The sequence below is a fragment of the uncultured Salegentibacter sp. genome (assembly GCF_963972535.1).
Classification (GTDB): domain Bacteria; phylum Bacteroidota; class Bacteroidia; order Flavobacteriales; family Flavobacteriaceae; genus Salegentibacter.
Genome location: NZ_CAXAVR010000085.1, coordinates 1 through 12,008, shown reverse-complemented (window position 1 = coordinate 12,008; position 12,008 = coordinate 1). Strand labels below are relative to the sequence as shown.

Sequence of the window (12,008 nt, the reverse complement as noted above, 5' to 3'; positions counted from 1 at the left end):
CTGAAAAAAACCAGCGAAAGTACCGCAAGACTTGTTTTAAATATATTTTTCATTTTTATGCTTTTTAATTACGAAAATAAATGTTGTTCACATAAACATTAACTCCTCCAGCTGGTAAACCAGAGTAAATAAGCTGTCCAATATTGGTCATCCCATCAAGGTTCTCAAATTCTGATAATGGAATATCCAAACTTACCCATTCATTCTGAGCAGGATTCTCTATAACAACTTCTGATTCGGAATCGTCTCCTCCACCAAAAACACCATCAGGACCAAGATCCACCAACTTCACTCTAAAAACAGTAGCGTTATCGGTATAGAATTCGGTATGGAAATGCGTCATATTTGAAGCATCTACAGGACTGGCAATTGTTTCAATTCCAACATAATCTAAGTTGAAATAATGTTTAGACAATTTTCCGTCAAACTCTACTTCTTCATAGTCTGAAACAGACCAGCTGGTTCTCCAGGTATCAACTGCCACATCATCGGCAACATCACTAAAAAGTGAAATATATTCGGTTTGCACCTCGCCAATAGTAACATCATCAAAGTAAAAGCTAGTGCCTTCACCCGGGCTATTGAAATCGTAGAATACGATCAATCGGTCGTAACCTACACTTTCATCAAAGGCGTCAAAAGTGCTTAGATCAAAAAAAAGTTCTTCCCATTGATTAGCAACCGTAGTGTTTTGAGTTACCTCAACAAATACTGAAGGATTTCCATTATTGTCTGGTGCTGAATCGGAGTCTTCAAATTTCAACAAAATCGGCACTCCAGCTTCTGGAGACCAGGTTTTCATTTTAACGGTAGTTCCGTTCTCAAAACTTAAAGCTTCGTCAAGGTTTAAAGAAACCCCGGCCCATACTTCAGATCCATCTCCTTTAGAAAGTTCGGTAACTTTAGCACTGTTGTTTAGGCCCGACATATCTGGGTTATCTATCACACCTGCTCCTGCTCCGCCAAATCCGCCCCACGCATAGGTAAGGTTCTCAGATTCAAAATCTATAGGAAGTTTTAATGGCTCTAAAGTGGTTGTTTGAATATTATCGAAATAATAGGTCTCATCATTTCCTGGAGTTCCATAGTTAAAGAATAATACCAGTCTACCGTAATCAATGGTTGTATCTACCGCCGACATATCAAAAGTCAGGGTTTCCCAGGCATTACTAACTGTAGTTTCTACTGTACTCTCCACAAAAAGATCAGCATCATCAATATTTTCTATCTTAAAAATAACCGGAGTTCCGGCAGCTGGAGACCATACATCTACACTAATGTATTTATCTGATGAGAAATCTATTGGCTCATCTAACCCAATAGTGGTTCCTGCCCATATTTCAGAACCTGCAGGTTTAGTATAAGAAGCTACTCTCGCACTGGTATTTATACCAGATGGATCTGGATTATCAATTACCGGTGCCCCTGCTCCTTCACCACCACCAAAATTATTAAAGGTGTAATTAAGCGTTTCTGATTCAAAATCTATAGGAAGGAAAAGCGGATCTGTAATACTGATTTCTTCAGTAACTTCAGTGGTCGCCGCACCACCACTAAGGGCAACTACGCGAACATTGTAAGTACCTATACTACTGTAAGTATAAGAAACAGTTTCTCCCGGCATAAGAAGAGTTGCCTCTTCTTCTTCGTTTTCACCAAAATAAACTTCGAACATTGCAGCGTTTGTAGCGCTGGCTGAAACAGTTACCAAATAATTATTATTGGCATCTTTTACAATTTCAGTTTCCAAATTCTCTGGTGCAAGGAAAGAAACGGTTAAAGGCTGAATTCCTGAAGCCATTTTACCGTTAATATTAGTCCCGGTAACCTCTACTTCATATTCACCTTCTGCATAAACGTGTTCTACAGCATCTCCTACTTTAATCCCTTCTGCAGGAGTAGAACCATCACCGAAATCTACGGTATACACCGCAGCTCCTTCACCGGTTGGGGTAATCTCTACCAAACCGGAATTATCTTGAGTTATTTGAAATGTTGCACCCAAATTTGCCGGTGCCTGTACCTGCTCAAGATCTACAAGGGCATCGTCATCACTCTCGCAGCCAAAAAATGGCAGAGCAAGAAGGAATGCAAAAATTATTTTATAATGTCTTTTCATAATTCTAATGTTTTAGTATCCCGGATTTTGCTCCCAGTTACCCTGAGAAAATTCTATTTCTTCTAACGGAATAGGGAAAAGTTCGTTTTTCCCTGCAGTAAATCCTTCAATGTTATCTGCGGCTCTGCCGGTTCTTACCAAATCAAAGAAACGGTGACCTTCACCTACTAATTCTTTTCTTCTTTCTTCGTAGATAATTTCGGTAAGAGCATTTCCTGCAGCATCTACGCCATCTAATCCTGCTCTCTCACGAACTTCATTAAGGTAAGTTCTAGCCTCACTATCGTCTATTCCACCGCGGTTCAGGGCTTCAGCAGCCATCAATAAAACATCGGCGTAACGAATAGAACGGTAATTATTAGGCTGGGTAAGGTTAGCATCACCTACGTTATCATTTTCTCTTGGAAGATATTTTCTGTTAAAATAACCGGTATGCTTGTAACCTTCAGCATAAGTAGCTCCGGTTTCTGCTGCCCAGGCTTCGATATCTAAAATTGAAAGATCTCTACGAGTATCATCTTCTGAAAACAAATCGTATGCTTCCTGAACCGGAACATTAAAACTGAAACCAGGTTCAAAAACAGGCCCCGAATAATTTCTTATTCCCTGGAAACCTACGGCTACATTACCTTCACTACATTGTAAACATCCAAAACCTGCTCCTTCTTCACCTGTATACTGTACTTCAAAAACAGATTCTTCGTTATTTTCGCCTTCCTGTTCAAAAAGTGTTTCAAAATCTGCTAAAGCATAAGGACCATTATTAATCAAATCTGTCAATACATTTGCAGCTTCATCAAATTCTTCCTGATACAAATGCGCTTTACCAAGTAAAGCCATTGCAGCTCCTTTGGTTGCGCGACCAGTTTCAGGTGCAGTATAATTAAGGTTTTCTATAGCAAATTGTAAATCGCTTTCAATTTGTGCGTAAACTTCTTGAGTAGAAGCTCTTGGTACAGAATTCTCGTCTCCCAATACAAAACGCTCATCTCCTTTTATTGGAATTGGCCCAAACCATTTTACCAATTCAAAAGTGAAATAAGCTCTTAAAAAACGAACTTCAGCAATAATCATTTCGCGACCTTCAAAATCTGTTTTGTCCTGAAATTCCAGAACATAGTTTGCGCGTTGTACACCAGCAAAATTCCAATCCCAAACATCGTCCAGGTTATCGTTTACGGGAGTGTGCGTCATTTCATCTACTTGTTGAAAGCCTATTACATCATTGGCGCTTTCACCGCCACTTAGCGTATTATCTGAAGCAATTTCGCCCAGTAATACGTTTACGTAAGTCGATTGCAGAATATCATAAACGCCAATTAACGCGTTGTAATAATCTTCTTCAGAATTAAAATAATTCTCAGAATCTATATTGTATTCTTCGGTTTTTTCCAAATAATCTTCGCTGCAACCAAAACTGAAAGCCAGCAGGAGCAGAAGAAGCATTTTATTGAATATGTTGTTATATCTCTTCATTGTGCGATTTTTTAAAAGTTAAGGTTTAAACCTGCAAGGAAAATTCTTGGTACAGGGTAGAAGCCGTAGTCAATTCCGCCACCAATAGCTTCACCGGTAGAGGCTGAGGGATCAAAACCTTTGTAATTAGTAAAAGTGTAAAGGTTTTGTACCGAAGCATAAACTCTTAAGCGGTTTATCCCTACCTGCTCTAAAAATGTTTCAGGAAGGCTATATCCCAACTGAACATTTTGAATTCTTGCGTAGGAAGCATCTTCTACATAAAAATCTGAGAAAGCAACATTAGAGGTAGCACCTGTAGTTACTCGAGGTACCTCATTACTGGTCCCCGGCCCTGTCCATCTTTCTAAATAATAAGCGTGACGGTTTACATTTGGCTGGTTACGCTCGTAATTTCTTACCATATCGTTTCCTAAAGAAGCGTAGGTATAAGCCGTGAAATCAAAATTTTTATAATTGAAATTAAGATTTAAGCCCATTGTAGCCGTAGGAATTGGATCGCCAATATTGGTACGATCATCTACATTTATCACTCCGTCCCCATTTGTATCTACATAGCGAATATCTCCTGGAGAAGCTGCTGCACCTAAAGTCTCCTGTGAAGGATGCGCATCTACTTCTGCCTGATTTTGGAAGATCCCGTCGGTTTCATATCCGTAGAAATAACCAATTGGGAAACCTTCCTGGAAACGTGCCGGTTGTGGTTGTCCCACACCAAATTGACCGCCTGGCAGAAACTCGGTTCCATTTACCGCGGTTACTTCATTCCTTAGGAAAGTGGCATTATAACCAATTCCAACGCGAATATCGTCCCCAAAATTTTCTTTATAATTAATAGCAAATTCAAAACCTTCATTTCGGGTAGTTCCAGCATTTATAGTTGGAGCGCCAGATCCCGGTGCGCCACCACCAAAAATCCCCGAAACAGGAATTCCTGCAACCAAAAGATCTTTACGATCTTCTCTAAAAATATCGGCTGCAATATCAACTCTGTTATTAAAAAGCCTAAGATCTATACCAATGTTTGTTTTTTCGGCTTCTTCCCAGCCCGCCCCAGGATTTGCAATTCTACCTAAAGCGGTACCGTTTACTAAACTTCCATTTAAAACATAAGTAGCTTCACCATCTAATAATGATCGATAGAATTCTGCTCCACCGGCTTCATCATTACCAAGTATACCAAAACTTCCTCTTAATTTTAAGAATGAAATTACATTAGAATCTTCTAAGAAATCTTCTTCAGAAAGAATCCAACCAGCCGTTGCTGAAGGGAAATAACCTACACGGTTTTCGGGTCCAAATCTTGTAGAAGCATCTCTACGAAACATCCCAGAAACAAGGTATTTTCCTTGATAATCGTACTGTAGCCTTCCGAAGAAGGATAACTTTCTAATGTCATATTTATAAGCACTGTTGTTCAAACCATCGTTTGTTCCCGTAGTTAGGCTAATATCAGCAAAGTCCCAGGAGTTATTTGGAACATCATAACCAGTAGCATATAAACCATCTCCCCAGTCCCTAATTACCGTCATCCCGGCAGTACCGGTTAAATGGTGTGTTTCATTAAAAATATTCTCGTAAGTTCCAAAAAGGTCATAGGTATAAGAATTATCGTTAATTCGGTTTTGGTTTACCGTACTACGAACATTGTTAAAAACCTTTCCCGGCCCATAATCTATAATTGGCGCAAAATCTTTTCCTTTTGAATTAGATAGACTGTAACCAATTCTGGAGGTGAAGGTCAATTCTTCTATTGGCGTATAATCCAGACTGAAAGAACCGTTGAATTTATTAAGATTATAGTCATTAAAAGTATTTTCAATTTGTGAAAGCGGATTAATAATCTCGTTTCCTAATCTTCCTTCCAAATCTTCCTGGTCGCGGCTAAATGTAGACGGAATATTCAGGGCGTTAAATAAAACAGAACCTAAGCCGTTTTCGTTAATAGATCTGCGGTTTAGACTTGTATAAATTGAATTGGCGGTAAATTTAAATTCATCTGAAATATCTACCCCAATATTAAATCTCGCGGTGCTTCTTTGAAAATCAGATTTTTCAGCCCCAATTATTCCTTCCTGGTCAAGGTGTGAAACCCCAAAAGAGTAAGTAACTTTTTCTGAACCTCCATTTAAGGTAAGGTTATGACTCATAATTGGAGAGGTATCAAAAACCTCGTCCTGAAAATTTGTTCCCCTACCTAAATCGCTAACATTGGGATAAGGCAAAGCCTGGCCATTGTTGGCATAACTTTCATTTAAAAGTAAAGCATATTCTGTGGCATTTAGTAGTGGTAATTTTCTTGAAGTTTCCTGCATTCCTACATAAGCATCATACTGTACGGTAGGAGCGGTATTCTTTTTACCAGATTTTGTAGTGACCAAAACCACCCCATTAGCTCCTGCAATACCATAAATTGCGGCTTGCGCATCTTTTAAGATAGAAATAGATTCAATATCGTTAGGGTTTATGGTGTTTAAATCGCCCTGGTAACCGTCTATAAGAATTAGCGGACCGTTCTCACTATTGGAAGCAATTCCACGAATATTTACATTAATTCCTGCTCCCGGTGCTCCAGAAGATGGAGTAACATTCACCCCGGCTGCAGTACCTTGCAGAGCCTGTTCAATTTTAATAGGATTAAGTTCTTCAATAGTTTCATTGGAAACCACAGAAACTGCACCAGTAATATCCTTACGTTGCTGGGTTCCATAACCAATTACTACCACTTCTTCTAACGCAGCAGCATCTGTTTTTAATGTAACATCTATTACATTCTGATTTTCTTCCACGGTAATATCCTGCGGAAGAAACCCCACATAAGAAAAAACTAAAACGTCTCCGGCCGAAACGTTATTAATGGTGTAATTTCCATCAAAATCGGTAACCACTCCATTAGAAGTATTCTTTACAATAATATTTACACCCGGGAGTGGAAGTCCGGTATCAGCTTCATCTACCATTCCCGAAACAGAAAAGGTTTGTGCCTGCAAGGAAAAGGTTCCTATGCAAAACAAAATTAATACAAGTATTTTATTCATTTGTTGATGATTTAAATTCGGAAATCAATGTATTAAGAAAGCATTAACAGCAATAATAAATCACCCTTACAAATAGTATACAGGAAAAATTATACGGTGAATTTTAAGAAATATGCATACAAAACCCGCTAAAATCAATGAATACGCAGCCAATAATTATTTTAAGCTAAATATTGATTTTCTGTGGTTTACATAAAATGTTGTGGTAATGTTGAGGAAGAATGCGCTCATGTAAAGGCACTAAAACTTAAGGATGTATTCTACCAACCCCTGATCATGCTCTAAATCCATTTTCTTACGCAAACGATATCGTTTTATTTCTACACTTCTCACTGAAATATTAAGCAGTGGAGCGATCTCTTTTGAAGATAAATTGAGCCTTAAATAAGCACAAAGTTTAAGATCGTTAGAAGTTAGGTTAGGATGTTCTTTTTTTACCGATTGCAGGAAATCTTTGTCGGCATTATCAAAAGCTTCTTTAAATAGTTTCCAGTTATCTTTTTCGGCAATATTTTTATTAATAATAGAAATCACCTCCTGAATATCTTCCTTCTTATTGGCTTCTGCCAATTTGTTTTTAAGCTGGGTAAGAAATTCATTCTTTTTAATAATATTCATTGTAGAGGCCGCTAATTCCCGGTTTTTAGAAGCCACATCAGATTCCAGTTTTTGATTTTGAAGTGTAATAATCTCCTGTTGCGATTCTAATTGCCGTATTTCCAGCTTCTTTTTATTCTGTTCCAATAATCTTTCCCGCTGTTTTCTGTAATATCCCGTGTAAATTTTATGCAAGATAAAAATGAGCAATAAGAAAAGTAAAATATAAACTACAATTGCTACTGTTGTGGCGTACCAGGGTAAAGCAATAGTGAATGCGTAAGCAGCTATTTCACTTATACTGTTATTATATTTACCACGTACTTCAAATACATAATTTCCCGCCGGTAAATTTTCAAAAGTTGCGCTACCGTTGCGTTGCCAGGTGCTCCAACCCGTACTAAAGCCTTTAATTCTATAACTATAAACCGGTTTTGCAAGTTTGGAATAGGCCGGTATACTAAATTCAAAATTGATATTATTAACCGAGTTTGGTAATTCTAATTGATTAAGGTCTAGCTCGTGACTTTTAAACTCCTCCTCCAACGCAGCAGTAGAAACCTTATTTATATTCAGTTGCTCCATAGACGGCAAATCTAAAGGGGTAGAAAAAATAGTATAGCCTACATTAGAACCTACCAAATATTCACTTTCCCCAATGAGGGAAATATTTTCAAAACCCTTTGCAATACTTCTATATTCTAAGGGAATGGCTGCCGATTTTGCGCTTAACCTATCCTGAAAAGCATCGCGGGTAACATATAAAAGATTGTCTTCCCCAAATCCCCACCAGGTATTATCGGGTAAAACGTGGGAAATTCCGCTAATTCTTTGCTCCTGAATTAAATTATTTAATTCATTTTCAAGGCTGAAGGTGTCAGTTTTTGGTTCATATTTATAAATTTCATCTTCAGTAGAATAATAAATAGCGCCGTTAAACTGAAATACTTTAAGCCCCATACCGCCATCGTAGGATACGCTGTAATTTTCAAGGTCTAAAACTTCATTTACTTCAGCATTAATTTTCAATTTAAAAACTCCCTTATGATCGTGGCCCACCCAAAGAGTGGAATCGTTCTGTACTACTAAATTTCTCGAAGAAAGATCGAAATTTGCTAAATAAACGGGATCGTTTTCAACATTTCCTTCTTCCCAAAAACTAATTCCGTCGTAATGCCCCTGCAGCAGTCCGTTTTTAAATTCCCTTATTTCCCAGACCCCGGGGCCATCCGAAATATGGGTTGCACTGTTCCCTTCAATTGCAAAAATTCCGCTGTCATGCCCTGCGTAAAGTTTTCCTTTAATTTCATTAATACTCCATACCTGACCGCTAGTGCCGGGAATGAGTTCATAAGTATTAGAAGTTCCGATTTTAAGATACAAACCCTGATTAGTACCTAAATACAAATTATCCCCAAATTGATGACTGCAATAAACCGTGCCTACTTTTCCCGAAATATCGGTGAATAACCTAAACGGACTTTTGCGATTAATAAGCACCAGCCCATTATCCAGACCGCCCCAAATATTACCGGCTTTATCTTCCAAAATTGATAAAACCGTATTATTATTAATTACCGGTTGGAGCAATTGGTAGTTTTGTGAAGTTGCCAGGTTATAAACGTGCAAGCCATTACCAATACTTCCCAAAACAAGGGTTTGGTCTTCCAGCAATTTTGCGGTAAAAATACTTTCATTTAAAGGATAATCTTTAAACTGAAAAGGCTCCCAAATAGAAGCTTCAATAGTGAAAAGTCCGTCATCACGGGTAACGGCAAGCATTTTATTTTCTTCAAAAGGAAATAAGCCCACAATGGGTTTGTCTTTAATCTGAACATTAGAAATAACCTGTTCAATCCTCCCGTTGTCTATGGTGTAAAGTCCGTCTTCCGCAACCTGGTAGTAAAGTTTATTATTTACCTTAAATAAATTGGAGATAATATTACCGGCATTAATTGTATTAATTTCTTCGGTTTCCCGGTTATAGCTATACAGCCGACGTAAACTTTGAAAAATAATATATTCTTCCAGCGCTTCAATATGCCAGAATTGTTCGCCATCAAGAATTTTTTCGTCAGAAAGATTTTTTAGGCTGGTATAATTTAGTTCTCCTTTTTCGTCTGTGTCCCAATAACCAAAATCCATATAAGACCCTGTATAAATTCTTTTATCCTTAGCTAAAACAGAGCGAACCGCACTGGCATTTGGCACCTTGTGTAAATCCCAATGTTCACCGTTAAAAGAGAGTAAGCCAAGGTTATTGGCTATATAAATATGATTATTATCTGCCTGCGTCAACATCCAGTTTTGGTTGCCGGCATTGTAAATTCCGGGGTCAAAATTGGTAATTGGCGGCAGCTCCTGAGCAAACAGGCTAAAGCTAAAAAACAAAAAGAGAGCAAGTAAACGCATAGTTTAGCAAAAAACGGAAATTACTAAATAATATGGGGTCTAACTAAATTTAAAATATAGAGGAATTTAGTAATTTTCAAGTATGAATCAATTTCATCTTTTCAATAGGGCATTCTGCTTATTGGTTTTCCTAAGCTTACAACAGCACTTATGTTCCCAGGAGTTGCAATTTAAGAAAGATACTGAGGGAGTGCTGTTGCTTGAAGATAGTAAGCCACGATATTTTTACCAGGTAAAAACAAAAAGCCTGGACGGTAAATATGGAAGAGCTAATTATGTACATCCTTTATATAGCAATAATGGAAAAGTTCTTACGGAAGATTTTCCTCAAGATCATTTACATCATCACGGTATTTTTTGGTCCTGGCACCAGTTATATGCTGAAGGAAAACGCGTAGGCAATCCCTGGTTAAGTAAAGAGATTTATTGGGAAGCTGAAGTTATAGAAACCTTTGTAAACGAGAAAACCGCCACATTAAAATCTGAAATTAAATGGTTTGGCGCAACTGATAAAAAAGCTGTATTAAAAGAGCATCTTGAGCTGACTTACGAGCGATTTAACCAGGAAACCTATGCTCTGACTTTTAAAATAGAACTTACGGCTTTAAAAGATGGAGTTTCTATTGGAGGGTCTGAAGATGTAAAAGGCTACGGTGGGTTTTCACCCAGGTTAAAATTACCAGGAGATGTGGTTTTTGAATCTACAAACGGTATTGTCACCCCGCAAAACCTCCCGGTACAGGCCGGCACCTGGATTAACCTAAAAGGCAGCTTTAATAATTCAGGTAAAATTAGCGGAATTGTGATTATGGGTGAACCCGAAAAATTACCAAATTACCAGGGCTGGATTTTAAGAAGTGCCAACAGCATGCAAAATATGGCTTTTCCCGGGCGCGAACCAATAGCCATTAAAAACGGGGAAAAACTTGAATTTCGAAATCAAATTCTGGTGCATAAGAATTTAAGTATTTCTGAAATTGAAGATTACTATAAAAAATTCCAGGGAGGTAAATAAGATTCAAATTTTACCGTATAATTAAGAAAAGAATTATAACGGTACTAAGAAAATCGATCGCTTTTACTTTTAAAATTGTATTAAGCAGTTTATATTACCAACTTATCTAAAAGTTAAGTTATGAAAGAGCAGAAAGTGCTAAACTATATTGAAGAGGTAATAAAAAACGTACCCAATGATTGGTTGAAACTAACCACCCATAGATTAGATATTTATAATGAAAAATTGGCGAAAACTGAATTTCTGGAAAAGTTTGAATCTTTATTTGCTGCCAAAAATGCTGAAACCTCAGCACTTAAAGAATTACCCACTGCTTTCGATTATATTCGTTTAGGTCACCCCTTATCATCTGTTCTGGAATGGGGAATTGCTAAATTGAATAATCTAAAACCAGAAAATATTATCAGTTTTTCTTCCAGGACGATGCCTGTTTTAGCGGTTTTAAGAAAAAATCTATTCGACAATAAAAATACACAGATCGTTTATACCAATTCGTTACCGGATTTTTTTGATACTGAAGCGCTAAAAAATGTGTACGGATATAATTTTGAATTAAAACAGGTAAAAAACGCTGAAGAGATTTATGAATTTTACGGGAGCACTATATTTATTTCGCAAAAAGACGAAATTGGCAAAGTTGATCTGAACCCAAATATCGACTTTTGGCTTAATACTTATCCAAATACTGGAAGTATTTTACTGTTAAATGGCGAAGAAAATGAGTCGTACATTTCTGAAATACAACACGTAAGAAGAAGAGAAAGTATTGCTATGACCCCGGCAGATTCTTTTTCTGCTTTAAAGCAATTAGTAGGAAAACCTTCTTCTAAGCGCAACGACATTGAAAACAATAAAGCTAGTGTAATTACGTCAATTCAAAAGATTACGGGAACAAATTCAAATGCGTTACTTGCCTCCTGCGGACTCTCGATGCAATATGCAATTATGATGGGACTTATTGATGAGGCCCAGGAGAAACATTCTGGAAAAGCTATTAAAATTGTGGTTCCTCCAAATTGTTATGGTGGCACAAACGACCAGGCAAGACGGGTTGCTGCCAGTCTGGAAAATGTAGACATTGTAGATTTACCGGTAGACGGTGATAACGATATGGTACAAAGTACCGATTTGGTTTTGGAGCAGGTTGCCAAAGAAGATGCCGTTCCTTATATTATTGCTGAAATCCCTACCAACCCCCGGGTTGAAGTTCCTAACCTGGAAAAATTAAGAGAGGCTTTAAGCAAAAAACGTAAAACCGCCAGTGGCGAAACGGCTATAGATCCTGTATTTATTTTGGATCAAACCTTTTGTCCTAACGTACAATTTTTAGCCGAAGATGGAATATTATCTT

At 37.6% G+C, this 12,008-nt stretch carries 6 protein-coding genes; 2 read left to right on the top strand and 4 right to left on the bottom strand.

Annotation, left to right across the window (positions count from 1 at the left end; translation table 11 throughout):
• Positions 1 to 64: 64 nt before the first annotated feature.
• From AACZ30_RS10295 to AACZ30_RS10280, 4 genes are all read right to left on the bottom strand, one after another.
• Positions 65 to 2,119: a hypothetical protein gene (locus AACZ30_RS10295; RefSeq protein ID WP_339649193.1), complete on the bottom strand. Its 2,055-nt coding sequence runs from the start codon at positions 2,117 to 2,119 to the stop codon at positions 65 to 67.
• Between the two features lie 12 nt (positions 2,120 to 2,131).
• On the bottom strand, positions 2,132 to 3,595 hold the full coding sequence (locus AACZ30_RS10290) for a RagB/SusD family nutrient uptake outer membrane protein (protein WP_339649192.1): 1,464 nt from the start codon (positions 3,593 to 3,595) through the stop codon (positions 2,132 to 2,134).
• Positions 3,596 to 3,606: 11 nt separating this feature from the next.
• Entirely contained in the window at positions 3,607 to 6,633 is a 3,027-nt protein-coding gene (locus AACZ30_RS10285) for a TonB-dependent receptor (protein ID WP_339649191.1), read from the bottom strand.
• A gap of 240 nt (positions 6,634 to 6,873) precedes the next feature.
• Positions 6,874 to 9,642, bottom strand: coding sequence for a triple tyrosine motif-containing protein (locus AACZ30_RS10280; RefSeq protein WP_339649190.1), 2,769 nt, complete (start codon positions 9,640 to 9,642; stop codon positions 6,874 to 6,876).
• 82 nt (positions 9,643 to 9,724) lie between these two features.
• Between AACZ30_RS10280 and AACZ30_RS10275 the strand changes: the two genes are divergently transcribed.
• Complete coding sequence (locus AACZ30_RS10275) at positions 9,725 to 10,657, top strand: DUF6807 family protein (RefSeq protein ID WP_339649189.1); 933 nt, start codon at positions 9,725 to 9,727, stop codon at positions 10,655 to 10,657.
• Positions 10,658 to 10,777: 120 nt separating this feature from the next.
• Positions 10,778 to 12,008, top strand: a 1,231-nt coding sequence (locus AACZ30_RS10270; RefSeq protein ID WP_339649187.1) for a cystathionine beta-synthase, incomplete at its 3' end; no start/stop codon positions are given.